We start from the raw sequence: 25,244 nt of genomic DNA on the forward strand, positions 1-25,244 counted from the left end.
GCGCCGGATCGCCCGACCCGCTCGGCAGGCGCAGGTAGCGTTCCGCAGATGAAAGCCCTGCCGGCAGCACTGGCCGTCGCCGCCGCCGCGCTTGCGCTGCGGCGCTTCCGGTCGGTGCGTGGTGACCTCGCCGCGGTCCCCGCCGAGCTGCGCAGTCCACTCCTACCGCTGCTGACTCGTGACACCACCGCACGCTCATTGAAGGCCACGAGGCTTGCCGCCCGCGTCACCATTCCCCCAGGTCATGGGGTCACGCTGGCCAAACGCCGGGTCGAGGGGCGGCTGGTGCTCGTTCTGACACCACCGAACCGCGGCACGGCAGCCGTGCTCTACATCCACGGCGGGGGCATGGTGGTCGGCTCCCCGCACTCGGAGGTCAGAGGCAGCGCTGCGCTGGCTCGGGGGTTGGGCGTGCTCGTGGCATCGCCCGATTACCGGCTCGCGCCCGAGCATCCGTACCCGGCCGCCCTGGACGACTGCATGGCAACGCTGTACTGGATGCGCGACAACGCCGACGAACTCGGCATCGACGCCGACCGCATCGCGGTGACCGGGTCGAGCGCCGGCGGCGGGCTGGCCGCTGCCGTCGCCCAACGTGCGCACGACGAGGGCATCCGGTTGGTCGCGCAGGCGCTGGCGTATCCGATGCTCGACGACCGCACCGTGCTGCGAGACGAGCACAACGGTCACGGCCGGTTCCTGTGGACGCCCGAATCCAACCGGTTCGGCTGGACGGCCTACCTCGGCAGGCCACCGCAGACGACGGCGGCACCGCAGTACGCCGCGCCGGCCCGGCGCGAATCCCTGTCCGGCCTGGCGCCGGCCTGGATCGGGGTGGGTGACCTGGACTTGTTCTACGACGAGTCCGTCGACTACGCCAATCGGCTGCGCGCCGCCGGCGTGCCCTGCGAACTCGTGACGGTGCCGGGGATGTACCACGGCGCCGACGGGCTGGCCGCCAAAGTACCTGCAATGCAGGAGTTCCGCAGCAGCCTCGCGGATCACCTCCGGCGCCACCTCTAGCAGCATCGGACCGGGCCAGGAATGTTCTCGGGTAAGAACGGGAATGGACAGCGGGGGGATCAACAAAGGAGACCACGAGTGCTGGGACTGCCAGACGAGGTACATGCATGCTTGTTCGACCTCGACGGCGTCTTGACCGACACGGCCCGGGTACACACTCGCGCGTGGAAGGCGATGTTCGACAGCTACCTCGAGCGCCGGGCGCAGCGCGCTCACACCGCCTTCGTCCCGTTCGACCCTGCACAGGACTACCGCACCTACATCGACGGCAAGAAACGCCAGGACGGCGTGCGTTCATTCTTGGAGAGTCGCAACATCGATCTGCCCGACGGCGACGAGTCCGACCCGACCACCGCCGAGACGATCAACGGGTTGGGCAACCGCAAGAACGCGCTGTTCCAGCAGATCCTGCAGAAACAGGGTGTGGAGGTGTTCGACGGGTCGCGGCGCTACCTCGAGGCCGTACATGCGGCGGGGATTCCAGCGGCGGTGGTGTCGTCGAGCGCCAACACCGAACAGGTACTGCAGATGACCGGTCTGGACCGCTTTGTCCAGCAGCGGGTCGACGGAGTCACGATCCGTGACGAGAACCTGCGCGGCAAGCCCGCGCCCGATTCGTTCCTGCGCGGAGCCGAACTTCTCGACGTCAAACCGGCGAACGCGGCGGTATTCGAAGACGCCCAGGCCGGTGTCGCGGCCGGACGGGCCGGGAACTTCGGGTTCGTCGTCGGCGTCGACCGGCTGGGGCAGGCAGATGCGTTGCGGCGCAACGGTGCCGACATCGTCGTCACCGACCTCGCACAGTTGCTCGACTCGAAATGATCAGCGGCGAAGCGTTCCCGATCGAGCCTTGGCAGGTCCGGGAAACCCATCTGGATCTCGACCAATTGGCGCAATCGGAGTCACTGTTCGCATTGTCGAACGGACACATCGGGTTTCGCGGCAATCTCGACGAGGGTGAGCCGTTCGGGATCCCCGGGACGTATCTGAACTCGTTCTACGAGACCCGGCCGCTGCCCTATGCCGAATCCGGCTTCGGTTACCCCGAGGACGGCCAGACGATCGTCGATGTCACCAACGGCAAGATTCTGCGACTCTTGGTCGACGACGAGCCCCTCGACGTCCGATACGGCGACCTCGACGAGCATGAGCGGATCCTCGATCTGCGCGCGGGGACGCTGACTCGTCGGGTGCTCTGGCGATCACCGGCGGGCAAGCAGATCCGAATCGTCTCGACGCGGCTGGTGTCCCTGGTCCAGCGCTCGGTGGCGGCGATCGAGTACGTGGTCGAGGCGGTCGACGAATTCACCCGTGTCACTGTGCAATCCGAGCTGGTGGCCAACGAGGATCAACCGGAACAATCGGACGATCCGCGGGTGTCGGCGGTGTTGAAGCATCCGCTGGAGGCGATTCAGCACGAGGTCACCGAAGAGGGTTCGCTGCTGGTGCACCGCACCAAAGCGAGCAAGTTGATGATGGCTGCCGCGATGGATCATCTGGTCGAAGTCCCCGGCCGGGTGGAGATCGACTCCATCGCGCACCAGGACATCGCGCGCACCACCGTCATCTGCGGGCTCCGTCCCGGCCAAAAGCTGCGGATCGTGAAGTTCCTGGCCTACGGCTGGTCGAGTCTGCGGTCTCGCCCCGCGCTGCGCGACCAGGTGGCCGGCGCACTGGCCGGGGCGCGCTACACCGGCTGGGAAGGTCTGGTGGAGGCTCAGCGGGAGTATCTCGACGAGTTCTGGGACTGCGCCGATGTCGAAGTCGAGGGCGATCCCGACGTTCAGCAGGCGGTGCGGTTCGGCCTGTTCCACGTGATCCAGGCCAGCGCCCGCGCCGAACGCCGGGCGATCCCCGGTAAGGGCCTGACCGGTCCGGGCTACGACGGCCACGCATTCTGGGACACAGAGGGTTTCGTGCTGCCCGTGCTGACCTACACCAAACCCGAGGCTGCCGCCGACGCGCTGCGCTGGCGTTCCTCGATCCTCGGTCTGGCCAAGAAGCGTGCCGAACAGCTCGAACTCCGGGGTGCGGCATTCCCGTGGCGGACGATTCGCGGGGAGGAGTGTTCGGCCTACTGGCCTGCCGGTACCGCGGCGTGGCACGTCAACGCCGACATCGCCATGGCGTTCGAACGATATCGGACGGTCACCGGGGACAACTCACTCGAAAATGATTGCGGACTGGCGGTTCTCGTCGAGACCGCCCGGCTCTGGATGTCCCTCGGACATCACGACCGCGACGGTGTCTGGCACCTCGACGGCGTCACCGGCCCCGACGAGTACACCGCGGTGGTGCGCGACAACGTGTTCACCAATCTCATGGCCGCACACAACCTTCGGACTGCCGCCGACGCCTGCAACCGCAATGCCGAAACCGCGTACGAGATGGGTGTCAGCACCGAGGAGACGGCGGCGTGGCGAAATGCCGCCGACAGCGCCCACATTCCGTACGACGACCATCTGGGCGTACACCAGCAATGCGAAGGTTTCACCCGGCTGCGGGAGTGGGACTTCACCGACGACACCGTCTACCCGCTGCTGCTGCACCAACCGTACGTCCGGTTGTACCCGTCCCAGGTGATCAAGCAGGCCGACCTGGTGCTGGCCATGCAGTGGCAGAGCCACGCGTTCACCGATGCTCAAAAGGCCCGCAACGTAGACTATTACGAGCGGCGCACGGTGCGCGACTCGTCACTGTCGGCCTGCACTCAAGCCGTCATGTGCGCCGAGGTCGGCCACCTGGAGCTGGCCCACGATTACACCCAGGAAGCGGCGCTGATCGATCTTCGGGATCTGCACCACAACACCCGCGACGGTCTGCACATGGCGTCGCTGGCCGGAACCTGGACCGCGCTGGTCGCGGGGTTCGGCGGTCTTCGCGATGACGAACACATCTTGTCGCTGGATCCTGCTCTGCCGGATGAGATCTCCCGGCTGAAGTTCGGGTTGCATTGGCGCAAGTACCGGCTCACCGCCGATGTCAGCCACGACGAGGTCACCTATACGCTGCGCGACGGGCCCGACGGGCAACTCACCATCCGGCATGCCGGTGACGAGTTGACGTTGAACACCCGCAATACGACGACGGTGCCATTGCGGGCTCGTCGCGCCCTGCTGCCGACTCCTGAGCAGCCACCGGGCCGGGCGCCGCGCAGGCACATCACGGAATGAGCGCTACGCCCCGGTGTTGATCGGCTCGATCGGCAGGTTGCGCAGACCGCCGGGCGCATGGGTCGGCACCACCGGATTCTTCGGTGCGATCGGTGCGAGGCGCCGGTAGGGCTGTCCCTGCGCGGGGCGCAGGTCCTCTTCACCCTTGTTGGGCCACAACGACGTTGCCCGCTCGGCCTGAGCGGTGATGGACAGCGACGGGTTGACGCCGAGGTTGGCCGACACCGAGGCGCCGTCCATCACGTGCAGCGTCGGATAGTTGTACACCCGCTGATAGGGGTCGATGACACCGTTCTCGGGGCTTTCACTGATGGCCGCACCGCCGAGGAAGTGTGCGGTCAGCGGGATGTTGAACAACTCGCCCCAGGTGCCGCCGGCCACCCCGTCGATCTTCTCCGCGACGCGGCGAGTCACCTTGTTGCCCACCGGAATCCAGGTGGGGTTCGGCTCGCCGTGACCCTGCTTGCTGGTCATCCGCCGTCTGCCGAACGCACCGCGCTTGGTGTAGGTGGTGATCGAGTTGTCCAGGTGCTGCATGACCAACGAGATCATGGTGCGTTCGCTCCAGCGGCGCGGGCTGAGCATCCGGATCATGCCCTTCGGGTCCTCGCCGGCGTTGTCGAGCAACTGCTTCCAGCGGGGGACGTCGCTGCCTTCGGGTCCCGGACCCTCGGTCATCAAGGTCTGCAGCAGACCCATCGCGTTGGAGCCCTTGCCATACCGGCACGGCTCGACGTGGGTGTCGGGACTGGGATGGATCGAGGACGTGATCGCCACCCCGTGAGTGAGGTCGAGATCGGGCCGGGCCTCCAAACGTCCTGCGCCGACGATCGATTCGGAGTTGGTCCGGGTCAGCACCCCGAGCTTGTCCGAGAGCTTGGGCAGGGTACCGGTGTCGCGCATCTTGAACAGCAGTTTCTGGGTGCCCCAGGTGCCTGCCGCCAGGATGACCTGGTTGGCGGTGAACGTGCGGCGACCCTTGCGGGCCACCCGCCCGGTGCGCACGGTCTTGATCTCCCAGACACCGTCGGGGCGCTGAGCGAACCCGGTGACGGTCGTCATCGGGAAGACCTGGGCGCCAGCCCTTTCCGCCAAACCGAGGTAATTCTTGACCAGGGTGTTCTTGGCGCCGTGGCGGCAGCCGGTCATGCATTCGCCGCACTCGATGCACCCGGTGCGCGCCGGGCCGACGCCACCGAAGTACGGGTCGGGCACGGTCTTGCCCGGGGTCTTCTCGCCGTCGACCCCGAAGAACACCCCGACCGGGGTGGGCGTGAACGTGTCGCCGACTCCCATCTCGTCGGCCACTTCCTTCATGATCCGGTCGGCGTCGGTGAAGGTCGGGTTCTTGACCACGCCCAGCATCCGCTGCGCCTGGTCATAGTGCGGCATGAGCTCGGCGCGCCAGTCGGTGATGTTCTTCCACTGCGGGTCGTTGAAGAACGGGTCCGGCGGCACGTACAGGGTGTTGGCGTAGTTCAGCGATCCGCCGCCGACGCCGGCACCGGCCAGGATCATCACGTTGCGCAACAGGTGGATGCGCTGGATCCCGTAGCAGCCCAGCCGCGGCGCCCACAGGAACTCCCGCAGTCGCCATGATGTCTTGGCGAACTCGTGGTCGGCGTAGCGGCGGCCCGCCTCCAGGACGCCGACCTTGTAGCCCTTCTCGGTGAGGCGCAGCGCGCTGACGCTGCCGCCAAAACCCGAGCCGATGATGAGAATGTCGAAATCCGGCGCCATACAAACCAGTATGAACTTACCGGCGGGTAACAAGCTAGCGAGGTGCGCCTAAATCTTTGAGCGTCACCCTCGCGTCACGTTCGGCGCCGAGCGCGTCACTGGTGTGACGCTCGGCGCGACGAAGCTCAGCGGCCGACCGTCAGGCCGACCTTCTGGAACTCCTTGAGATCGCAATATCCGGCCTTGGCCATCGACCGGCGCAGGCCGCCGACCAGGTTGAGCGAACCGAACGGGTCGTCGGAGGGCCCGTTGAGCACCCGGTCCAGCGACGGCCGCTCCCCCGCGGCGATCTGCAGCAGGGCGCCGCGCGGCAGCGACGGGTGCGCCGCGGCCACCGGCCAGAACCAGCCGTCGCCCAGGGCCTCGGCGGACTCAGCCAGCGGGGTGCCGAGCACGACGGCGTCGGCGCCGCAGGCGATGGCCTTGGCGAGGTCGCCGGAGGTGTGGATGTCGCCGTCGGCCAGCACGTGGACGTAGCGTCCACCGGTTTCGTCGAGGTACTCGCGCCGAGCGGCGGCCGCGTCGGCGATGGCCGTCGCCATCGGCACGCTGATGCCCAGCACCTCGTCGCTGGTGGTCACCCCCAACGTCGAGCCGTAGCCCACGATCACGCCGGCCGCGCCGGTGCGCATCAGGTGCAGCGCCGTGCGGTGATCCAGCACACCGCCGGCCACCACCGGGATGTCCAGCTCGGAGATGAAGGTCTTGAGGTTCAGCGGCTCACCGTGGGAGTCGACCCGCTCGGCGGAGATGATCGTGCCCTGGATGACCAGGAGGTCGATACCGGCCTGCACCAGCGCCGGCGTCAGCGCCTGCGCGTTCTGCGGGCTCACCCGGACCGCGGTGGTGACGCCGGCGTCGCGGATGCGCGACACCGCCGCACCGAGCAGCTCAGGGTCCAGCGGCGCGGCGTGCAGCTGCTGCAGCAGGCGGATCGCCGCGGACGGCTCGGGCTCCTTGTCGGCGGCCTCGATCAGCTCCCTGATCTTGGACTCGACGTCGGCGTGGCGGCCGATCAGTCCTTCACCGTTGAGCACACCCAGCCCGCCGAGGCGGCCGAGTTCGATGGCGAACTCCACCGACACCAGCGCGTCGGTCGGATGGGCCACGACGGGGATCTCGAACCGGTAGGCGTCGAGCTGCCAGGCCGTCGAGACGTCCTGCGACGAGCGCGTCCGGCGGGACGGAACGATGTTGATCTCGTCGAGTTCGTAGGTCCGGCGGGCAGTTCTGCCCATGCCGATTTCAACCATGTCGCGCACAGTTTGACCCCTAGCGGGCGTAGTAGTTGGGGGCTTCGACCGTCATGGTGACGTCGTGCGGGTGGCTCTCCTTGAGACCCGCGGCGGTGATCCGCACGAACTGTGCTTGCTGCAGTCCTTCGATGCCGGACGCGCCCGTGTAGCCCATGGCGGCGCGCAGGCCACCGGTGAGCTGGTGGATGACGGTGGCCAGCGGACCACGGAACGGCACCCGCCCCTCGATGCCCTCGGGCACCAGCTTGTCCTCGGACAGCACGTCGTCCTGGAAGTAGCGGTCCTTGGAATAGCTGCGTCCAGTCGACCCGGCCGCACCCCGGCCCTGCATGGCGCCCAGCGACCCCATGCCGCGGTAGCTCTTGAACTGCTTGCCGTTGACGAAGATCAGATCGCCGGGGGCCTCGGCGGTGCCGGCCAGCAGGGAACCGAGCATGGCCGTCGACGCGCCCGCCGCCAGCGCTTTGGCGATGTCACCGGAGTACTGCAGACCGCCGTCGGCGATCACGGGCACGCCGGCCGGCCGGCACACCGCGGTGGCTTCCAGAATCGCCGTGATCTGTGGTGCTCCGACGCCGGCCACCACGCGGGTGGTGCAGATCGATCCGGGGCCGACACCGACCTTGACCGCGTCGGCGCCGGCCTCGACCAGCGCCGCGGCACCGCTGCGGGTGGCGACATTGCCGCCGACGATCTCGACCCGATGGCCCACCTCGGCCTTGAGCTTGCCGACGGTATCGAGCACCCGGCGGTTGTGGGCGTGCGCGGTATCGACGATCAGCACGTCCACTCCGGCGTCGACCAGGGCCATCGCCCGATCCCACGCGTCGTCACCGACGCCGACGGCCGCACCGACCAGCAGCCGGCCATCGCTGTCCTTGGTGGCAAGCGGGTGCTGCTCGGTCTTCACGAAGTCCTTGACGGTGATCAGCCCGGTCAGCCGGCCGTGCCCGTCGACGATCGGCAGCTTCTCAATCTTGTTGCGCCGCAACAGACCCAGTGCGGCGTCAGCGGTCACACCCTCCTGGGCGGTGATCAACGGGGTCTTGGTCATCACTTCGGCGACCGGCTTGTTCATGTCGACTTCGAAGCGCATGTCGCGGTTGGTGATGATGCCGACCAGCGAGCCCTTCGCGTCGACGACCGGCAGGCCCGAGATACGGAACCGGGCGCACATCGCGTCGACTTCGGCGAGCGTGTTGTCCGGCGAGCACGTCACCGGGTCGGTCACCATGCCGGCCTCGGACCGCTTGACCATCTCCACCTGTCCGGCCTGCTCGGTGATGGACAGGTTGCGGTGCAGCACGCCCATGCCGCCCTGGCGCGCCATCGCGATCGCCATCCGGGCCTCGGTCACGGTGTCCATCGCGGAGCTGACCAGCGGCACCTTGAGCCGGATCTTCTTGGTCAGCTGGCTCGACGTGTCGGCGGTGGCCGGCACCACGTCGGAGGCGGCGGGCAGCAGCAGCACATCGTCGAATGTCAGACCCAGCATCGCGATCTTGTTGGGGTCGTCGCCGCCGGTGGGAACCGATTCCCCCAGCAGGGCATTCAGATGCGCGGTCAAGCCGTCGATGCGGCCGGCGCTGCCTTCGGCAATGGTCATCGGTGGGGCCCCCATCAGTGGCGGATTGTGGACACCATCCTATCGGCTCACGGTCACGTTCCCTGGCGCGATACCCGCCGGGTTACGTAGTGTGGAGCCGTGCGCGACCACCTCCCACCAGGCCTGCCACCAGATCCGTTCGCCGACGACCCCGCCGACCCGTCGGCCGCGTTGGATGCGCTGGAACCGGGACAACCCTTGGATCCACAGGAGCGCGCCGCGGTCGAGGCCGATCTGGCAGATCTGGCTGTGTACGAGGCGCTGTTGGCGCACCGCGGCATCCGCGGCCTGGTCGTCTGCTGCGACGAATGCCAGCAGGACCACTACCACGACTGGGATATGTTGCGCGCCAACCTACTTCAGTTGTTGGTCGACGGAACCGTCCGCCCCCACGAGCCCGCATACGATCCCGAGCCGGACGCCTACGTCACGTGGGATTACTGCCGCGGCTACGCCGACGCCTCACTCAACGAGGCGACATCGGACTACGACGGGTTCCGCTGAACGCGGCGTCCAGTTCCGCCGAGCGCGAAAACCTCTGATCTAGCCGCCGAAGCTGGGCAGCTTCGGCAATTGCGGTAGCGCAGGCGCCTGCGGCATCGGGAACATCATCGTGGTGGTCATCACACCACCCGGTGACTGCATCCGCGGGGTCTGGATGACCGTCGACGGAATCGACGCAATGGTCTGAGGCACCGTCGCGGTCGCGGTCGCCGTCGCGGTCGCCGCTACGGACGGGGCCGTCGACGCCGAGGACTGCTCCACGACGGCCGACGACGTCGCCGCCGCGGCCGGAGACTGCGGGGCTGCCGGGGTCGTCGTCGCCGCCGGCGACTGGGCAGCCGAACTGGGGCTGGACGTCGTACCGGCCAACGTGGTGGTGGTTGTGGTCGTCGTCGGCAACCTGGTCGTGGTCGTCGTCGCGCTCGTCGGTGTCGTGGGTTCCGTCGTCGTCGGTTGCGTCGTCGTTGTCGGTGCGACGGTCGTCGTCGAGGGGACCGTGGTGGTGGTCGCCGGATCGGTCTGCTCGACCGGCGAGGTCGGGGTCTCCGATGTCGAGGGGCCGACCGTGCCGGTTCCGTCGGGTGTCGTCGAGATCGTGATCGACGGCAGCCCCGGAACGCTGGTCGGCGGCACCTCGGGTCCGTCGGTCGGGGTGATCACCGCCGGGACGAGATCAGTGGCCGACGCCGGAACCGTGTAGGTGATGCCCGGTGGCACGGTGGCCTCCGGATCCTTCTGCACGACCTTCGCCGACAGCTGGTTCCACTGGTCCAGGACCTGCTGCTTCTCCGGCTGGTCAGCCACTGCGCTGACCTGGCTGTTGACCTCGACCAGCTTGGCCTGGGCCTGCTGCCAGTCGCCCTGGGCGACCAACTGCTGCACTTGCTGGAGCTGCTCCTTGGCCGACGCCAGGGCCACCTGATCGTCGCGGACCTGGGTGGGGGCACCGAACAGCCAGGTGCGTAGTCCGTACAGGGCGTCGCCCGGTCCGGCACCGGCCACAACCGCGCCGAAACCGCCGAGGGCCAGCACACCGGCGGCTGCGGCACCCACGATGCTCAAACCGCGCCGGCTGCGTCCGCTGCTCTGCTTTTCCGCCAGCCCGGCGCGCAGTGCGGTCACCGCGTCCCGCTCGGTGATCAGTCCGGTCGCCGGCGGCCAGCGCATCTCGTCGCGCCACCCGCCCAGCAGGTCGGCCAGCTCGGCGTCGGCACGATCGTGCGGGGCCACCGGATGACCGGACGCCAGGGCGTCGATGAAGCGCTCGCTGGCCAGGATGGCGTCCAGCGACGGGTCGTCGTTGCGGGAAGAACGTCCGAAGTCAGGCATAGCCGTTACCTGCCGCGGTGATCTCGGTCTTGAGCTTGGCCAACGCGCGGTGCTGGGCGACTCGCACTGCCCCGGGTGTGCTGCCGACGGCGTCGGCGGTCTCCTCCGCGGACAACCCGACCACGATGCGCAGCATGAGGATTTCGCGCTGCTTCTCGGGCAGGATCTCCAGCAACTTGGTCATCCGCGCGGCGGAATCCGACTGCATCGCCATCTGCTCGGGCCCTGCGTCGAGCGAGAACCGCTCCGGCACCACATCGGTGGGATCGGATCGGTTACGGGCCGCGGCGCGATGCGCGTCGGCGACCTTATGGGCAGCGATGCCGTACACGAAGGCCAGGAAGGGGCGACCCTGATCCTGGTAGCGCGGCAGCGCCTGGATGGCGGCCAAGCAAACCTCCTGAGCGACGTCGTCGGCGGAGAGACCGACCCGCTCCGTGGCGCCCAGGCGAGCCCGGACATAACGGACCACGATGGGGCGGATGGTCTCCACAACTTCCCGGAGGGCATCCCGGCTGCCGGCCACTGCCTCAGCAACGGCGGCGTCGAGACGTTCTCCTGGAATTGTCATCGACGGCGATATCTCCAACGTTACGTACGGGACGCTTCCCGGCAGCCATTCAGCTAGACAATATCGGCCCAAACTGCCGATCGGGCGTTAGCGGCCGCTCCATCGGCCGCCGCGCCGTGTGATAAGGCCAGCACAATCGTCTCGGATGGCTGAGACCTGCTGTGACGTAAGCGATGCACAACCGATATCGGCCAGCAGACACGCCAGCGCCCAGCGCAGCGGAACCAGACCGTAGGTCTCGGTGTCGCGCAAGGCGGCATCGGCGACCGCACGGGCGGGCTCGATGGCCCCGGCGCAACACAGCGCCGCGGCGAGCACCACGTCGCTCTTGACCCGATGGCGTCGCAAGGCGGGCGTCGCGCTCTCGGCAATCTCGACCCCGCGCCGCGCGTGCATCACGGCTTCCTCGCCACGGCCGCCGGCCATCGCCAGTTCCGCGCTCACCCACTCCAGGCGGATGGCCAGGCGCGGGACCCCGGACCCGCGCGTCAGCTCGCCGGCCCGCTCGAGCAGTCGCGCCGAGGCGGCAAGCCGACCGACACCGAGCGCGTCGGCGGCCAAACCTACGACCGCGTCGGCACGGGCCTGCACGGCCATCGAATGATCGCCGGAGGTCTGCGTCAGCGCCAGCGCGCGGCCATCCCAGCCGGCCGCCGGCCGGTGTCCCCCGAGCTGGCGCAGCAACGACGCCTCGGTACTCAGCGACAGCGATGCGAACGTCCCGGCGGGGTCCCGTCGGCGCAGCGCCGCAAGGTCGGCGCGGGCACTGCTGTATCGGCCCTGGCCGGCGGCGGCGACTGCCCGATGCCAGAGCTGTTCGGGCGTGTGTGCGGCGGGCAGGGGCCAGCAGCCGGGGTGGTCGCCGAAGGCGGCGGCGGTCAGTGCGGAGACGTCCATCTGACCCGGCACGCTATCAACCGCGGACGAAAAAGATCTCAGTTAACAGTTGATGGTCGCCGTGTTACGGCTGTGTTTACTACCTATTGAGCACCAGAAATTCTGGTGCCGCTGCGAGGGGCGCCGTACTGCGCAAATCACGAAACCATCACGATCGACGCGCGCCGAATAGCACGCCACCCGGCGGCGGTGGGTCGCAATGATGAACGTGATGTAAATTCTCGAGCTGCGATTATGTGATTCCGCACATGGCACGGCTATTGACGCGCTTTGCGACGCGCCCCTAATTTGTGAGCACGAGTAGTCACCGGCGACAGTGCTCAGATCGGTTCCACAACTCACGCATATTGAAAGATGTGCGGAGAGAGGGGTTTTCCAATGCCACAGCCGCAGCAGCTACCTGGCCCGAACGCAGACATCTGGGATTGGCAGATGCAAGGCCTTTGCCGAGGTGTCGATTCGTCGATGTTCTTCCACCCCGACGGGGAACGTGGCCGCGCCCGCGCCCAGCGTGAGATGCGCGCCAAGGAAATGTGCCGGAGTTGCCCGGTGATCGCCCAATGCCGTTCACACGCTCTGGCTGTCGCCGAGCCCTACGGCATCTGGGGCGGATTGAGCGAAGCGGAACGCGAGTTGTTGCTCAAGCGCGGAATTCGCCGGACCGCCTGATTCCCAGCAAACGTGTGAAGAGGCCCACCCCGATCCGGGGCGGGCCTCTTTCTCACTGAGCGCCCGCTGCCAGCCACTGTTCGAACGTCGTCGGGGCGATCCGCGCACCGTCGCCAGGCAGCAGGACATTGCCGGCGAACTCGACTCCCTGCGGTCCGTCCCACGTCGGCACCAACGTCACCGACTTGCCTTGCACGGCGTGCGTCCGCCGCGCCATGTCAACCAGGTCCTGGGTCTCGGGGCCGGCCACGTCGACGTATCTGCCCTGCGGCGCGCCGACCGCGATCTCGGCCAGTACGTCGGCGATGTCGTTGGGTGCGATCGGTTGCAGCAGCAACGGCGGGATGAGCGCGACGCCGCCCTGCTCGGTCCAGCCGGCGACCGTGGCCGCGAAGTCGTGGAACTGCGTGGCCGGGACGATCGTCCACGGCACCGGACCTGCCTCGATGAGGCTTTCCTGTGCCACTTTGCCTACGTGGTGGGCGGTTCCGGCGTCGAGCCGGTGAATACCGACGATCGACAGCAGAACGTGATGGCGGACGCCGGCGCGTTGCTCGGCTGCAAGCAAGTTTGTCGTCGTCGTTGCGAAGTACTCACGGGTCTCGTCCACGCCCATCGGCGGCGCGCTGATGGCGTCGACCACGGCGTCGACACCCGTGAGCGCCGCATCCAAGCCATCCCCGCTGATCAGGTCGACACCCGCCGAGCGGCTGATCCGCACGACCTCGTGCCCGTCGCGCTCGAGAGCCGCGACGGTGCGAGCACCGATGTTGCCGGTTGCGCCTGCTACCGCGATACGCATGGAAGACCTCCACATTCAAGAACGGATACCTGTTGGCTCGAACGCCGCCGTGTTCGCATCCTCATCCCGCTATCACCGGAACCGTGAGCGCCGAGGCGCCCGGCCCCCAATGCACGACCGCACTCCCCCGCCGGCTCGGTGTATATCGCGCGGGAAGGTGGCCGAACAGAGGGTTGAACGGTTCGAGATACCGCCCGGCTATCAGCAACCGCAGCTCGTCGCCGGCCCGAAACAGCGTCGAGGAGGCGCTCAACGTGATGTCGGCGTCGACAACCTCGCCCGGTTGCAGCGGCGTGAGCGCGTCCAGGGAGTCCCGCAGAGCCAGCCGCAGCCGCCCGTCGGCGATCCGGTCCCGGCCATAACCGTAGGACCCCTCGAACGGCACGTACTGCCCGTCGCTCCACTTTTCGACGCCGACGAACAGGTGCGCGTCGTCGGCGCCGTCCAGCGAGATCCGCAGCCGCAGGCTCATCGGACCGGTGAGTTCGACGTCACGGTCGAAGCGGTGGGAGAACGCTACCGCTTGTCGACGCAGCCGAAACGTCGCGGCTCCGCGCGTGCTCGGCGCCCGCTCGGCCAGCGATCCACTATCGCCGAGATACAGTGCGGTCCAGCGTGTCCGGTCCAGCGGCCACTCGTTCTCGGTGCGCACCGCGACCACGGCGTCACGGCGTTCGCGGACTTCCAGGCGTACCCGCGGCAGCGCGGGTACGTCGAGGTTGCGCAGATGACGGTCGAAGAACGCCGTCTGCGCACGCTGGGCCTCGTCGCTGTAGAAGACGGCCCATTTCCCGCCGCGGTGCGTGTAGGCGCTGCGTTCGGGCGAGCCCGCCTGTTCGATCAGTCGCCAGGAGCCCTGGCTGTGCAGATTGTGGTCGGAGAAGCTGGCGCAGGCCAGGATTGGCACCTCGATGCGCGCGAGGTCGGGGGTGATGGATTGCCACCACGCGTCGCGCAGCGGATGCCGGCGGCGCTGCTCGCCGATGTCGACTGACAGGCGGGCGACCCGGCGAGTCAGGGTCTGCCAGATCACCGAGAAGCCGCGCTCGGGGACTCCGCCCGGTGTCATGAAGTCGCGGTATGCGTCAGTGAACCCTTCCCAGGGGCAGATCGCCGCGAGGTGCGGCGGACGCAAGGCTGCCGACTTATATTGCGAGAGAGCCAGATACGAGACGCCTAGCATTCCCACCCGACCGTTGGACCATGGCTGCGTCCCGGCCCACTCGATCAGGTCATAGGTGTCGCGGGCCTCGTCGTCGGACAGCAGCGAACCGGTCCCGCCGGAGGTGCCCGCACCGCGCGCATCGGCGTTGATCACGACGTAGCCCCGCGCGACCCAGGCCACCGGGTCCGGCGCCTCCCACCCGGTTTCACTCGAAATCTGAAAGGGTGCAGGTTGATTCATGATCCGGAACTGCAAGTTGAGCCGCCACCCTCGGCGCGTCCGGCGCGGCAGGGCATCCTTGCCGTAGGGATGCACCGAGAGGATGACCGGGAACGGACCCTCCCCGGGAGGACGATAGACGTTGACGCGCAACGTGACTCCGTCACGCATCCGGACGGCCACGTCGCGGTCCTTGATCAGGTCGTCCGGCGCGGGCACAACGGTGACCGGAGGACGCAGGAAGGCCCGGATCCGGCGGCAGGCATAGGCCGCTGCGCCGGGCCGTCGCCAGGGCCGGTCGTATCGGGGGGCCATGTCAGCTGGGCGGGGCTTCGTCCTGCTCGGGAGCGCCGACCGTCGCGGGTTGTGGAGGCAGCCCGGGTTGAGGCTGCGGCTGGCGGGCTTTCGCGAAGCGCACGATGAGGTAGACGATCACACCGGCGACCGCCAGTACAGCCAGCCAGGGCAGCAGCAGACCGAACAGCAGCACCAGGTTGCCGGCCACGGAAACCATTGTGTCCCAACCACGTTCGATCTGACCGAAGAATCCCCGATACTCGGTGGGCGCGGGCCCGCCGATCTCCTGGGCGATGAAGGTGACGTCGACGGTGCTGTAGTCGATCTGGTCGCCGAGCGCCTGCCGTTGGGCCCGCAGACTGTCGAGGTCGGCCTGGCGTTCCGACAGAGCACTTTCGGCTTTGATGAGTGAGTCGGGATCCTTGGCGTCGCGCATGATGCCGAGCAGCCGGTCGACCGATGTCTGTAATGCCGTGATCCGGGCGTCGAGGTCGACGCGCTGGGCGGTGACGTCGTCGGCGCTGACCTGGACGTGCTCGACGGTGCCCAGCGTCTTGAGTTCCCGCAGCGTCTCGTCGAGCTTGGCGGCGGGTACCCGCAAAACCACCGTCGAGCGAGCTCGTCCGGTACCGGATCCCGCGTCCTCGGAGCGGCTGTCGACGCGGCCCTTCGCGTCCTCGACGATGACCGCGGCTTTGTCCGCGGCCTCCGCCGGGTGGGCCACCGAGATGGACATCGATGCTGTCTTGACCACATCCCGCTTGGCCATCGGCGGTTGGCCCGGCGCGTCCTGCGGCATCGGCGCCCCAGCACCCTCCGCCGAACCGACCGCCGGTGCAGGCGCGGTCGGAGAGTGCGGATTGGATCCGGCACACGCCGTCAGCGGGCTCAGCGCGACAATGCCCGCGACGGCCAGGACCACCAGGCGACCTCTCGAGGTACGCACCGGCTAGGCCGGCCCTGATTGCATGGACCCGAGGAAGTACGTCTCGCGCCCGGTCGGGTAGCCGCCGCCGTCGGTGGCGATGTGAACGTGGTCGAAGTGGTTGGCGGTTTCGTTGCCGTAATCGGCGGTCCAGCTGGGTGCCCCGATCCCGGGGTAGAAGCCTTGGCGCCAGATCACGTGCAGCACGCCCCATCGCTTGGCGTTCGCCAGGGCGAAGCCGGCGATCTGGTTGCCGAGCTCGATGCCCTCCGGCGTGTGGTAGTTCGGGATCATCACGTCAATGGCCAAGCCGTTGGGATGCCACTTCAGCGGATCCTGCCGGTAGCCGCCGATCGTCTTGATCTCCAGGAACATCACGCTGATGGCGCGAGCCACCCAGATGGTGTGGATCTGCAGACCTTGCTCGGGTGCGATCCCGCGTGGCATGGCCAACTGGAAGTTGCCACCGGTGACCGGGGCGCTGGCCGCCAGCAGCTCTGCTTCGGTGGGCTGGGCGATGCGGGGCACGTCGGCAGCGGGTGCCGTCTGGGCGGCCGGCGAAACCGTCGGCGCCGCAACACAACACTTGGTTTCGGTGCTTTGGGCATAAAACATCGCCCCGGCAACGGTCACCGAGGCCACCACGGCCAGCCAGCGACCTCGAGCGCCGGCGAACACGTTGACCACGAGCAGCACTTTACTGCGGCCTGCGCTGCGATGGGGCAACCTTCGCCGACCCGTTATGTCAGGGCGCGATCAGCACCTTGAGCGCTTCGCGATCGGCCATCGCACGGTAGCCGTCGGGTGTCTCGTCGAGTCCGATCACGCGATCGAAAACCCGGCCGGGCTCGATGACGCCCTCGAGGATGTCGGGCATCAGCTCCTCGATGTAGGCGCGGGCGGGTGCGGCACCACCGGTGAGGGTGATGTTGCGCATCATGGTGTCGAATCCCAGTGGGACGTTGCGGTATTGGGAGACACCGAGTCTGCTGACGGCGCCACCGGCCCGGACGGCGCCGAGGGCGGTGACGAGCGACTGTTCGGTACCGACGCATTCGATGACGGCATGGGTGCCGTCACCACCGGTGAGTTCCCGAATCTTCTCGACGGCCTCGTCGCCGCGTTCGGCCACGACATCGGTGGCGCCGAAGTCGCGACCCAGATCGGTGCGGGTGGTGTGGCGGCCGTTGAGGATGATCTGCTCGGCGCCGAGGCGCTTGGCGGCCAGCACCGCGCACAGCCCGACGGCACCGTCGCCGATGACCGTCACCGACGATCCGGGCCGCACCCGGGCGGTCACCACGCCGTGGTGGCCGGTGCAGAACACGTCGGACAACGTCAGCAGCGATGGCATCAGCGAAGAGTCCTCGGCGACGGGAAGCTTCACCAGCGTGCCCTGCGCCTGGGGAACACGCACCGCCTCGCCCTGCCCGGCGTCGACCCCGCGAGCGCCCCAACCACCACCATGGCGACACGACGTCTGCAGGCCCTCGCGACAAAAATCGCAGGTGTTGTCCGCCCAGACGAACGGCGCGACGACCAGATCACCGCGCTGCAGACCCCCGACGTCGGCGCCGACGTCCTCGACGATGCCGATGAATTCATGGCCCATCCGGCGGCCGCCGTCCTTGTGCGGCATGGACTGGTACGGCCACAGGTCGCTGCCACAGATGCACGAGCGGGTGACCCGCACGATGGCGTCGGTGGGATCTTTCAGGACAGGATCCGGTACATCCTCGACGCGGACATCGCCGGCCTCGTACATCAGGGTTGCGCGCATGTTTCGACACTATGCGCCGCGAGATTTCGCTCGCCTAGTTGTACTGACCACGGACGTTAGGGACGGCGTGGCGTGGTGACATGACGAAGACCTCCGAGTTCGCGGCGCGCGCGCGGGACGGCGTTGCGCGTCGGGCGGGGGGGGACGGGGGACATGACGAAGACCTCCGAGTGAAGTGCGAGCTGTCTAGGAACGCACCAACTCATCTCGGAGGTCTTCGTGTCCCACCGTAACGCCCCGTTGTCTGAAACCGGACGCCTGCGACTGGCCCGTTGCGTCGTCGAGGACGGTTGGAGTCTTCGACGCGCTGCTGACCGATTCCAGGTAGCAGTGACTACCGCCAGTCGCTGGGCGAGCCGCTACCGCGAATATGGTCCGGCCGGCATGGTCGACCGCAGCTCACGGCCTCACCGCTGCCCCAATCAGACTCCAACACGTACCGAGCGGCGCATCATCAAGGTGCGTGTCATTCGCCGTTGGGGACCGGCGCGCATCGGTTATCTGCTGGGCCTGCACCCCTCGACGGTGCACCGGGTCCTCACTCGTTACGGCATGGCCAAACTGCGCTGGCTGGACCGCGGCACTGGCTGCGTGATCCGACGCATGCAACCCGCCGAGTGCGGCGAAATGGTCCACATCGACGTCAAGAAGCTGGGCAAAATTCCTGCCGGCGGCGGCTGGCGGATGCTGGGTCGCTCGGTGGGTAACCGCAATCACCAAGCCGACAAAAGCAGTGGACAGACCAACAAACGTCGACAACCGGTACGCGGCTATCACTTCCTGCACACCGCAATCGACGGCTATTCCCGGCTGGCCTACAGCGAGATACTCAGCGATGAACGCAAAGACACGGCCGCCGCCTTCTGGCTACGAGCCAACACCTGGTTCGCCCAACATGGCATCAACGTTCGAAAAGTGTTGACCGACAATGGATCATGCTATCGATCACATCCCTTCCGGGACGCACTGGGCACCATCGAGCATCGCCGAACCCGGCCCTATCGGCCACAGACAAATGGCAAAGTAGAGCGGTTCCACCGCACGCTGGCCGAAGAATGGGCCTACGCCCGGCTCTACCGCAGCGACACCGAACGCTGCGACGAGTTCATCACCTGGCTGCACACCTACAATTACCACCGCGGCCACACCGCACTCGGCGGCCAACCACCCGCCGCCCGCGTACCTAACCTCTCAGGTCAGTACACCTAGTGATCGAGCGGATTGGCCCTGATCCGCGCTGCCCCATCACTCGCGAGGGACGCCGCCGCGGCCCCATCCGGTTTGCGCCGGGCCTGATCGTCGAAGCAGGCCAGAAACTCTTCGCCGAATGCGAGCCGAGGATATTGCTCGAGCACCTCCGCGCGGGCCTGGGCACCGAACTCCTCGGGCCGCCGTCCCGCGACATCCCACGCGGTCGCGACCTGCAGGAGGTGGGACTCGGGATCAGTGTTCGCGGGGACGTCATCGCGCATGTGCAGGACGATGATCTCCTCGGCCCGGGCTGCCCGCTCGGCGGGCCAGCCGGCTGCCATCCCGAACACCCACGCGAGGTCGCCGCCGGCCTCCTCGAAGGCCACGCGGTGGCTGTCGAAGGGGTCGGTGAGTGCCAGATCGTGCAGCATCGCCGAGACGAAATAGAGCTCGTCGTCGAAGCTGATGTCGTGTGCGACGGCGTATTTCACGCCCCAGACGTATGACCGCGCGCAATGGTTGAACAGTGCCGGCGTGTAGAACCGGGTCGCCACAGAAGCCGCGGCCGTGGCCGCTGTCGTGGTGGGGAACATGAAGTCAGATTGTCCCCCGCTCCAGGCCTACTTCGGAAGGTTGTAGGCGAAAGGCTGATCGATCAGCACTCACACGCGAGACCGTCGCTGTCGCGGTCTTGGCCCGGCGTGTACAGCGGGCTGTCGGTGGGGATATCGCAGTACCCAGCGGCCTTCGCGGCGGTGCAGTTCTTGAATGGTGCGGTTGGTTGTGCGTGTGCGGGTGCGGCGACGCCCATGGCGATGACGCTGAATACCGACGCCGCGAGCAGTGCGACAGGTTTGATCACGATGAGTTTCCTTACGGTCGATTACCGAACGGGAGAGTATTTTGAACGGCGGGTTCATTGACCAAAACGTCAGAATTGTGACCTGGACTTTTGCCTATTCATGTAATTCCGGCGCCCCATTGACCGACTACATTCAGTGAGGCCAGGAGGGTTTACATGACGACCGAGTGCCGCCGTGCACTGATCACCGTCGCCGCAGCGCTTGCCGCGTTGGCGCTGTCCGCTGCTCCCGCGCACGCGGACCCGCTGCCCGTTGCCTGCACGCCGGCCAACGTCGTCGACAACGTCTGCACCGCGCGGCTGACGTCAGTGACGGCCGACGCCGTCAACGGCACCATCACCGGCGCACCTGTCGGTGGCGGGGCGGCGATAACGCTTGCGGGACAGGGCGATGCTTATCTGAAGTCGGTGGGCTTCGGCGACTCCGCACCTGAAAATATTCAGCGCTGGGATTCCACCATCGACAGCGTCAGCCGGCTCAGCGTCGACCAGTTCGATCCCAGTTGGTACGCCAATGCGAAGACCAAAGTGTTCATGCCCAGGACGCTGAATGACCTTGCTACGCAGTTCCCGCCGGATGTGCTGGTGGTCCGATTCACGACTGACGACGCCCAGCCGGGCGCGTTCCGCCTGGTGTCGATTCAGCCGACACCGCCGGGCAATCCGATCAGCTGAGTCTGCCGATCGGCGTTGGCCACACGCGATCCGTCACTGAGAGAGCTGAACCCTGAAGTACCCCCACAACGCCGCGACGAGTGCGCCGGCGAGAAATCCTATGCCGCCGGCCACGATCGACAGAGCTAAGGAAACGGCCAACGGCAGGAACAGATCGGCGATATTCCTGAAGTAGATCGCAAGCCCGATACCTCCGAAGATGAAGCCGACGATGCACGCGACACCGGCGTCTTTCCCCTTGGCCGACGGCATATTCCGCATCGCCTTCTCAACAGCATCAATCATTTCCTGCTCCTTTGACCATCGACGGAACTGCTGACGAGGTAAGCGTGAGCGACGCGCTGTGCGCAGACGCGAGTAGCCGCATACCTCATTTTCGATGGGCAACAGGAGCCCGAGCCTCTTTCGGTGGTGTTGGATGGCAGCCATGACGGCAGACATCTCCGATGGCCACGCGGCTTCACTTGAGGGCACTGTGACGGTGACCGAAACCGGCACGGGCACCTACACACAGACCATCACCGCCGGTAAGCATCAGCTGTCCGCAGACGAACCGCTGCCGTTCGGCGACGATGCCGGGCCCACGCCGTATGACTTGTTGTTGGCAGGCCTGGGAGCGTGCACGTCGATGACGGTGCGGATGTACGCCAACAAGAAGGGCTGGCCGCTCGAGCGCGTGGAAGTGTCGCTGCGGCACACGCGGATTCACGCCGAAGACTGCGCCGAGTGCGAGACCAAGAAAGGCTGGGTCAGCCACATCGACCGGACCATCACCGTGGTCGGCGACCTCGACGACACCCAACGCGAGCGGCTGTTGGCGATCGCCGAGCGTTGCCCCGTGCACCAGACACTGACGTCCGAGGTGGACATCGCGACATCGCTGGCGGTCCTCAGCTGACCCGAGTCCACGGTTGGCAGTTGTGCGACTCGAACGCCCGCACCGTGGAATTGATCGCCGCATTCATCGGACCGATGGACATATTCGTGGCGACGACGTGATCTTTGTTCGCATCCGGCGTGCTGTAGGTGAACCACACGCACATCGAGTCCTGTGTCGGCACGTCGTTGATGTACACCGCGAACGGTGCTGCCGACCCGGTTGTGTTGTACAGCCCCGGCGCAATGTCACGTCCGACGAGGAAGAAGCCCTCGCCGGGAATCGGGTCCAGCGAATCGGCGCAGGCGGGCGCGGCAGCCGCGATGGCGGATGCAGTGGCGATGGCCAACGCCCAGGGCACAATCGGCGGCGGCATCGCTCCTCCTTCAATGGGCGTGAGATCGACACGCATCAGTCAGTGCATAGGCACGGGGCCGCTACCGATCCCAACAATTCAGGTTGTCGCAGGGTTGAGACCGAAGACCTTGGTGGGCGTCGACTTTCCCTTCAGTGCGTACGCGCCGCGGTCAACCAACCCTGCCGGCAGAGCTCGGAAGGCGTCGACGGTCTGCGCAGTGAGAAGGATGACGTCACCGGTCGTCTTGGTCAATTGCTCGACGCGGGCCGCGACGTTCGTGGTGTCTCCGATCAACGTGAATTCGAGATGACTTCCCGCACCGATGGTTCCGGCGATCACCTTGCCTGTGTTGATACCGATACCGATACGAAGCTCGCCGCCGAATCGCTCGGCGACGCGCCGGTGAATCAGCAGCGCCGTTGCCGCCGCGGCATCGGCATGATCGGTCAGGTCGTTGGGGGCGCCGAACACAACCATTGCGCCGTCACCGAGGAACTTGTTGATGTGCCCGCCGGCGTCGACCACGGCAGGAACCACGAGCTCGAACAGGGCATTGAGTCGCGCGACCGTGTCCTCGGCTGAGTGCGCCTCGGCAAACGGGGTGAAATCACGAATGTCGATGAACATCACCGTCACCTCACGTCGCTCACCGGTGAAGATGTCATCACCTTGCTCCAGCAGCCGAGCCGCCAAGACAGGGTCGACATACGTGCCGAATGCTGCCTGAAGTCGTTGCCGCTCGGTCAAACCCGCCTGCATCCGATTGAACGACGCCGCCAGCACACCGAGGTCGTCATCTTGTACCACCGGCAGGCGTTGACTGAAGTCACCGTGGGCAACTCGCATCGTTGCAGCGGTCAGATCGTGAATGGGTTGCAGGAGTGGCGAATACGCGGCCCAGAGCGATGGACCGACCACGAGCACCAGCACACCACCGATCAGCATGGCCAGTAGTGGGCCATGCCTGGCCACGTCAAACACCGCTCCCAGAATCGCGCCAACGACGGCGAACGCGAATCCCACTCCGAGTATGGCCGCGTTGGTCCAGGTGGAGAAGGCCGGGCGAGAGCGTGGAAGGTAATCGCCGATCTCGGTATTCGAGGTGATCGCAGCCCTGGCGGGCCTCAGCGTCGACTCGACGTAGCTGTGGTTGGTGATCAGCTGACCGGCGGTCCCGGCGAGAGCACCGACAATTGCGTACTGGATGAGCCGTGATCCGCCGGCTCCGGCGATCATCCCGACCGCGACGAACTGCGCAGCAACCCACGGGAAGGTGAACAACATTCCCCTGACGATGAGTTTGCGGCCGTAGTCGTAGGTGGCGCACAGTGCGGTCTCCCGGTCAACGCCCTCTCCGGCGGCCCAACGCTCGATGATGCGCGGATCCTCACTGCCGGGAATGACCACCGAGAACAGGTACCCGAGCACCACGACCGCGGTCACCGCAGCGGCCGCGGCGTAGCGATCGGACCGTTCGAAGGCGACGATGGCCAACGACCAGGCGACGTACACCGGATACGCCAGAAGGAACGTGAGGAGCCACGCCGCCCATGAAAACCTGGACCTGAACCGATCCCACGCCCATTGCCAGATGCGTTCCATGCCGATAACGAAAACACCCCCGGCCTGGTGACCGGGTGGGTGTTTCGTACTGACGAACTACTAGTGCGCGTGCCCGTGATGACCGTGGCCATGGCCGGCATGCTCGTCGGCATCAACCGGCTTCTCCACGATCGCGGTCTCCGTGGTGAGCACCATGCGGGCCACCGACGCGGCGTTGAGCACCGCGGAGCGGGTCACCTTCACCGGATCGATCACACCGTCGGCGATCAGATCGCCGTAGGTCAGCGTCGCGGCATTGAAGCCGTGCCCGGTGGACAGCTCGCCGACCTTGTTGACCACGACCGCCCCGTCGAAGCCGGCGTTGGTGGCGATCCAGAACAGCGGGGCCGACAACGACGAGGCGAACACCTCGACGCCGAGTGCCTCGTCACCGGACACCTCTGCCCGCAGGGCGTCGAGCGCCTTGTTGGCCTGCACCAGAGCACTGCCACCGCCGGCGACAATGCCCTCCTCGACCGCAGCCTTGGCCGCCGACACGGCGTCCTCGACCCGGTGCTTGCGCTCCTTGAGCGCGGTCTCGGTGGCCGCGCCGACCTTGATCACCGCGACGCCGCCGGCCAGCTTGGCCAGCCGCTCCTGCAGCTTCTCGCGGTCCCAGTCGGATTCGCTCGCCTCGATCTCGCTCTTGAGCTGCTTGACGCGGCCCTCGATCGCATCGGCGGCACCGCCGCCGTCGACGATCACGGTGGCGTCCTTGCTGACCACGACGCGGCGCGCGGTGCCCAGCACCTCGATGCCGACCTCACGCAACAGCAGGCCGACGTCGGGGTTGACCACCTGGCCACCGGTCACGACGGCCAGGTCATCGAGGAACGCCTTGCGGCGGTCACCGAAGAACGGCGCCTTGACCGCAACGGCCTTGAGCGTCTTGCGAATTGCGTTGACGACCAGCGTCGACAGCGCCTCACCCTCGACGTCCTCGGCCACGATCAGCAGCGGCTTCCCGGCCTGTGCGACCTTCTCCAGCAGCGGCAGCAGGTCGGGCAAGGAGCTGACCTTGTCGCGGTGCAGCAGTACCAGCGCGTCCTCGAGGACGGCCTCCTGCAGATCGAAATCGGTGACGAAGTAGGCCGAGATGAAGCCCTTGTCGAAGCCGACACCGTCGGTGATCTCCAGTTCGGTGTTCATCGTCGAGGACTCCTCGACGCTGACCACACCGTCGGTGCCGACCTTGGTCATCGCCTCGCCGACCAGCTCGCCAACTTCCTCGTCGCGCGAGGAGACAGTGGCGATCTGGGCGATACCGGTCTTGCCTGCCACCGGCGTGGCCGAAGCCAACAGCGCCTCGGACACGGCATCAGCCGCCCGGCCGATGCCCGAGCCCAGAGCGATCGGGTTCGCACCGGCGGCCACATTGCGCAGGCCGTTCTTGATGATGGCCTGGGCCAGGACGGTGGCCGTCGTGGTTCCGTCGCCGGCTACGTCGTTGGTCTTGGTGGCCACCGACTTCACCAGCTGCGCGCCCAGATTCTCGAAGGGATCTTCCAACTCGATCTCACGCGCGATGGTCACGCCGTCGTTGGTGACCGTCGGGCCACCGAACGACTTGGCCAGCACCACATGGCGACCGCGCGGACCCAGGGTCACCTTCACGGCGTCGGCGAGCTTGTCGACGCCGATCTCCATGGCCCGGCGTGCGGTCTCGTCGAACTCAATCAATTTGCTCATATGTCAGTCCTGATTTCGCTTAAGCGCGTTCCGC

25 protein-coding genes are annotated in these 25,244 nt (G+C 66.8%); 8 read left to right on the forward strand and 17 right to left on the reverse strand.

Annotated features, from left to right (window positions below):
* Window positions 1–48: 48 nt before the first annotated feature.
* The 3 genes from D3H54_RS22670 to D3H54_RS22680 are packed head-to-tail and all read left to right on the forward strand — an operon-like array spanning window position 49 to window position 4,196.
* Window positions 49–1,023, forward strand: a complete 975-nt coding sequence (locus D3H54_RS22670; RefSeq protein WP_149381365.1) for an alpha/beta hydrolase — start codon at window positions 49–51, stop codon at window positions 1,021–1,023.
* A 21-nt stretch (window positions 1,024–1,044) separates the two neighbouring features.
* Complete coding sequence (locus tag D3H54_RS22675) at window positions 1,045–1,845, forward strand: beta-phosphoglucomutase family hydrolase (protein ID WP_149381367.1); 801 nt, start codon at window positions 1,045–1,047, stop codon at window positions 1,843–1,845.
* Window positions 1,842–4,196 (forward strand): glycoside hydrolase family 65 protein, encoded by a 2,355-nt coding sequence (locus D3H54_RS22680; protein ID WP_149381369.1) that lies wholly within the window; start codon window positions 1,842–1,844, stop codon window positions 4,194–4,196. The genes D3H54_RS22675 and D3H54_RS22680 overlap by 4 nt, the downstream gene beginning before the upstream one ends.
* A gap of 3 nt (window positions 4,197–4,199) precedes the next feature.
* Here D3H54_RS22680 and D3H54_RS22685 read toward each other — a convergent pair whose 3' ends face one another.
* From D3H54_RS22685 to guaB, 3 genes are all read right to left on the reverse strand, one after another.
* Window positions 4,200–5,936, reverse strand: a complete 1,737-nt coding sequence (locus tag D3H54_RS22685) for a GMC family oxidoreductase (protein ID WP_149381371.1) — start codon at window positions 5,934–5,936, stop codon at window positions 4,200–4,202.
* Between the two features lie 125 nt (window positions 5,937–6,061).
* Window positions 6,062–7,189, reverse strand: coding sequence for a GuaB3 family IMP dehydrogenase-related protein (locus D3H54_RS22690; RefSeq protein ID WP_149381373.1), 1,128 nt, complete (start codon window positions 7,187–7,189; stop codon window positions 6,062–6,064).
* A gap of 19 nt (window positions 7,190–7,208) precedes the next feature.
* Window positions 7,209–8,798 carry an IMP dehydrogenase gene (guaB, locus tag D3H54_RS22695; protein WP_432246616.1) on the reverse strand — a complete coding sequence of 530 codons (1,590 nt, stop codon included), beginning with the start codon at window positions 8,796–8,798 and terminating at the stop codon, window positions 7,209–7,211.
* A gap of 99 nt (window positions 8,799–8,897) precedes the next feature.
* On the opposite strand from guaB, the gene D3H54_RS22700 reads away from it, so the two are divergent.
* On the forward strand, window positions 8,898–9,302 hold the full coding sequence (locus D3H54_RS22700; RefSeq protein WP_036340680.1) for a DUF5319 domain-containing protein: 405 nt from the start codon (window positions 8,898–8,900) through the stop codon (window positions 9,300–9,302).
* Between the two features lie 39 nt (window positions 9,303–9,341).
* Here the strand turns inward: D3H54_RS22700 and D3H54_RS22705 are convergent, their stop codons facing one another.
* From D3H54_RS22705 to D3H54_RS22715, 3 genes are all read right to left on the reverse strand, one after another.
* A complete protein-coding gene (locus D3H54_RS22705; RefSeq protein WP_149381375.1) occupies window positions 9,342–10,631 on the reverse strand; it encodes an anti-sigma-D factor RsdA in 1,290 nt (429 codons plus the stop codon).
* On the reverse strand, window positions 10,624–11,202 hold the full coding sequence (locus D3H54_RS22710; protein ID WP_115316836.1) for a sigma-70 family RNA polymerase sigma factor: 579 nt from the start codon (window positions 11,200–11,202) through the stop codon (window positions 10,624–10,626). The genes D3H54_RS22705 and D3H54_RS22710 overlap by 8 nt, the downstream gene beginning before the upstream one ends.
* Before the next feature lie 87 nt (window positions 11,203–11,289).
* Window positions 11,290–12,099 (reverse strand): hypothetical protein, encoded by an 810-nt coding sequence (locus D3H54_RS22715; RefSeq protein ID WP_149381377.1) that lies wholly within the window; start codon window positions 12,097–12,099, stop codon window positions 11,290–11,292.
* A 378-nt stretch (window positions 12,100–12,477) separates the two neighbouring features.
* On the opposite strand from D3H54_RS22715, the gene D3H54_RS22720 reads away from it, so the two are divergent.
* Complete coding sequence (locus tag D3H54_RS22720; RefSeq protein WP_149381379.1) at window positions 12,478–12,768, forward strand: WhiB family transcriptional regulator; 291 nt, start codon at window positions 12,478–12,480, stop codon at window positions 12,766–12,768.
* A gap of 52 nt (window positions 12,769–12,820) precedes the next feature.
* On the opposite strand, the gene D3H54_RS22725 is transcribed toward D3H54_RS22720, so the two are convergent.
* The 5 genes from D3H54_RS22725 to D3H54_RS22745 all read right to left on the reverse strand — a co-directional run bounded on the left by D3H54_RS22725 (window position 12,821) and on the right by D3H54_RS22745 (window position 17,956).
* Window positions 12,821–13,570, reverse strand: a complete 750-nt coding sequence (locus D3H54_RS22725; protein ID WP_149381381.1) for an SDR family oxidoreductase — start codon at window positions 13,568–13,570, stop codon at window positions 12,821–12,823.
* Between the two features lie 61 nt (window positions 13,571–13,631).
* The gene (locus tag D3H54_RS22730; RefSeq protein ID WP_149381383.1) at window positions 13,632–15,269 is read right to left on the reverse strand and encodes a CocE/NonD family hydrolase; all 1,638 of its coding nucleotides are present in this window, start codon (window positions 15,267–15,269) and stop codon (window positions 13,632–13,634) included.
* A gap of 1 nt (window position 15,270) precedes the next feature.
* A complete protein-coding gene (locus D3H54_RS22735; protein WP_286198978.1) occupies window positions 15,271–16,173 on the reverse strand; it encodes a DUF4349 domain-containing protein in 903 nt (300 codons plus the stop codon).
* 27 nt (window positions 16,174–16,200) lie between these two features.
* Window positions 16,201–16,902, reverse strand: a complete 702-nt coding sequence (locus tag D3H54_RS22740) for a VldE C-terminal domain-containing protein (RefSeq protein ID WP_353620034.1) — start codon at window positions 16,900–16,902, stop codon at window positions 16,201–16,203.
* A 19-nt stretch (window positions 16,903–16,921) separates the two neighbouring features.
* Window positions 16,922–17,956, reverse strand: coding sequence for a zinc-binding dehydrogenase (locus tag D3H54_RS22745; protein ID WP_149381390.1), 1,035 nt, complete (start codon window positions 17,954–17,956; stop codon window positions 16,922–16,924).
* Between the two features lie 219 nt (window positions 17,957–18,175).
* On the opposite strand from D3H54_RS22745, the gene D3H54_RS22750 reads away from it, so the two are divergent.
* Window positions 18,176–19,165, forward strand: coding sequence for an IS481 family transposase (locus D3H54_RS22750; protein WP_149381392.1), 990 nt, complete (start codon window positions 18,176–18,178; stop codon window positions 19,163–19,165).
* On the opposite strand, the gene D3H54_RS22755 is transcribed toward D3H54_RS22750, so the two are convergent.
* Both D3H54_RS22755 and D3H54_RS22760 read right to left on the reverse strand, forming a co-directional pair.
* Window positions 19,162–19,740 carry an HD domain-containing protein gene (locus D3H54_RS22755; RefSeq protein ID WP_149381394.1) on the reverse strand — a complete coding sequence of 193 codons (579 nt, stop codon included), beginning with the start codon at window positions 19,738–19,740 and terminating at the stop codon, window positions 19,162–19,164. The two genes, D3H54_RS22750 and D3H54_RS22755, sit on opposite strands and share 4 nt — an antisense overlap.
* Window positions 19,741–19,802: 62 nt before the next feature.
* Window positions 19,803–20,009: an excalibur calcium-binding domain-containing protein gene (locus tag D3H54_RS22760; RefSeq protein ID WP_286198979.1), complete on the reverse strand. Its 207-nt coding sequence runs from the start codon at window positions 20,007–20,009 to the stop codon at window positions 19,803–19,805.
* 156 nt (window positions 20,010–20,165) lie between these two features.
* Here D3H54_RS22760 and D3H54_RS22765 point away from each other — a divergent pair, with 156 nt between their 5' ends.
* Entirely contained in the window at window positions 20,166–20,684 is a 519-nt protein-coding gene (locus tag D3H54_RS22765; protein ID WP_149381396.1) for a hypothetical protein, read from the forward strand.
* A 33-nt stretch (window positions 20,685–20,717) separates the two neighbouring features.
* Here D3H54_RS22765 and D3H54_RS22770 read toward each other — a convergent pair whose 3' ends face one another.
* Window positions 20,718–20,969 (reverse strand): hypothetical protein, encoded by a 252-nt coding sequence (locus D3H54_RS22770; RefSeq protein WP_149381398.1) that lies wholly within the window; start codon window positions 20,967–20,969, stop codon window positions 20,718–20,720.
* A 142-nt stretch (window positions 20,970–21,111) separates the two neighbouring features.
* Between D3H54_RS22770 and D3H54_RS22775 the strand changes: the two genes are divergently transcribed.
* Window positions 21,112–21,582, forward strand: coding sequence for an OsmC family protein (locus D3H54_RS22775; protein ID WP_149381400.1), 471 nt, complete (start codon window positions 21,112–21,114; stop codon window positions 21,580–21,582).
* Here D3H54_RS22775 and D3H54_RS22780 read toward each other — a convergent pair.
* The 3 genes from D3H54_RS22780 to groL all read right to left on the reverse strand — a co-directional run bounded on the left by D3H54_RS22780 (window position 21,575) and on the right by groL (window position 25,210).
* Window positions 21,575–21,937 (reverse strand): Rv1352/Rv1906c domain-containing protein, encoded by a 363-nt coding sequence (locus D3H54_RS22780; protein WP_168214947.1) that lies wholly within the window; start codon window positions 21,935–21,937, stop codon window positions 21,575–21,577. The two genes, D3H54_RS22775 and D3H54_RS22780, sit on opposite strands and share 8 nt — an antisense overlap.
* A 78-nt stretch (window positions 21,938–22,015) precedes the next feature.
* Window positions 22,016–23,521: an adenylate/guanylate cyclase domain-containing protein gene (locus D3H54_RS22785; protein WP_149381403.1), complete on the reverse strand. Its 1,506-nt coding sequence runs from the start codon at window positions 23,519–23,521 to the stop codon at window positions 22,016–22,018.
* Between the two features lie 60 nt (window positions 23,522–23,581).
* Complete coding sequence (gene groL, locus D3H54_RS22790) at window positions 23,582–25,210, reverse strand: chaperonin GroEL (RefSeq protein WP_149381405.1); 1,629 nt, start codon at window positions 25,208–25,210, stop codon at window positions 23,582–23,584.
* Window positions 25,211–25,244: the final 34 nt, after the last annotated feature.

The organism is Mycobacterium sp. ELW1 (assembly GCF_008329905.1).
Taxonomy (GTDB): Bacteria; Actinomycetota; Actinomycetes; order Mycobacteriales; family Mycobacteriaceae; genus Mycobacterium.

Bases quoted from the DNA above. Each gene is read 5' to 3' on its own strand.
- D3H54_RS22670 (WP_149381365.1), top strand. From the start codon at position 49: ATGAAAGCCCTGCCGGCAGCACTGGCCGTCGCCGCCGCCGCGCTTGCG.
- D3H54_RS22675 (WP_149381367.1), top strand. From the start codon at position 1,045: ATGTTCTCGGGTAAGAACGGGAATGGACAGCGGGGGGATCAACAAAGG.
- D3H54_RS22680 (WP_149381369.1), top strand. From the start codon at position 1,842: ATGATCAGCGGCGAAGCGTTCCCGATCGAGCCTTGGCAGGTCCGGGAA.
- D3H54_RS22685 (WP_149381371.1), bottom strand. From the start codon at position 5,936: ATGGCGCCGGATTTCGACATTCTCATCATCGGCTCGGGTTTTGGCGGC.
- D3H54_RS22690 (WP_149381373.1), bottom strand. From the start codon at position 7,189: ATGGTTGAAATCGGCATGGGCAGAACTGCCCGCCGGACCTACGAACTC.
- guaB (WP_432246616.1), bottom strand. From the start codon at position 8,798: ATGACCATTGCCGAAGGCAGCGCCGGCCGCATCGACGGCTTGACCGCG.
- D3H54_RS22705 (WP_149381375.1), bottom strand. From the start codon at position 10,631: ATGCCTGACTTCGGACGTTCTTCCCGCAACGACGACCCGTCGCTGGAC.
- D3H54_RS22710 (WP_115316836.1), bottom strand. From the start codon at position 11,202: ATGACAATTCCAGGAGAACGTCTCGACGCCGCCGTTGCTGAGGCAGTG.
- D3H54_RS22715 (WP_149381377.1), bottom strand. From the start codon at position 12,099: ATGGACGTCTCCGCACTGACCGCCGCCGCCTTCGGCGACCACCCCGGC.
- D3H54_RS22720 (WP_149381379.1), top strand. From the start codon at position 12,478: ATGCCACAGCCGCAGCAGCTACCTGGCCCGAACGCAGACATCTGGGAT.
- D3H54_RS22725 (WP_149381381.1), bottom strand. From the start codon at position 13,570: ATGCGTATCGCGGTAGCAGGCGCAACCGGCAACATCGGTGCTCGCACC.
- D3H54_RS22730 (WP_149381383.1), bottom strand. From the start codon at position 15,269: ATGGCCCCCCGATACGACCGGCCCTGGCGACGGCCCGGCGCAGCGGCC.
- D3H54_RS22745 (WP_149381390.1), bottom strand. From the start codon at position 17,956: ATGCGCGCAACCCTGATGTACGAGGCCGGCGATGTCCGCGTCGAGGAT.
- D3H54_RS22755 (WP_149381394.1), bottom strand. From the start codon at position 19,740: ATGTTCCCCACCACGACAGCGGCCACGGCCGCGGCTTCTGTGGCGACC.
- D3H54_RS22765 (WP_149381396.1), top strand. From the start codon at position 20,166: ATGACGACCGAGTGCCGCCGTGCACTGATCACCGTCGCCGCAGCGCTT.
- D3H54_RS22770 (WP_149381398.1), bottom strand. From the start codon at position 20,969: ATGATTGATGCTGTTGAGAAGGCGATGCGGAATATGCCGTCGGCCAAG.
- D3H54_RS22775 (WP_149381400.1), top strand. From the start codon at position 21,112: ATGACGGCAGACATCTCCGATGGCCACGCGGCTTCACTTGAGGGCACT.
- D3H54_RS22780 (WP_168214947.1), bottom strand. From the start codon at position 21,937: ATGCCGCCGCCGATTGTGCCCTGGGCGTTGGCCATCGCCACTGCATCC.
- D3H54_RS22785 (WP_149381403.1), bottom strand. From the start codon at position 23,521: ATGGAACGCATCTGGCAATGGGCGTGGGATCGGTTCAGGTCCAGGTTT.
- groL (WP_149381405.1), bottom strand. From the start codon at position 25,210: ATGAGCAAATTGATTGAGTTCGACGAGACCGCACGCCGGGCCATGGAG.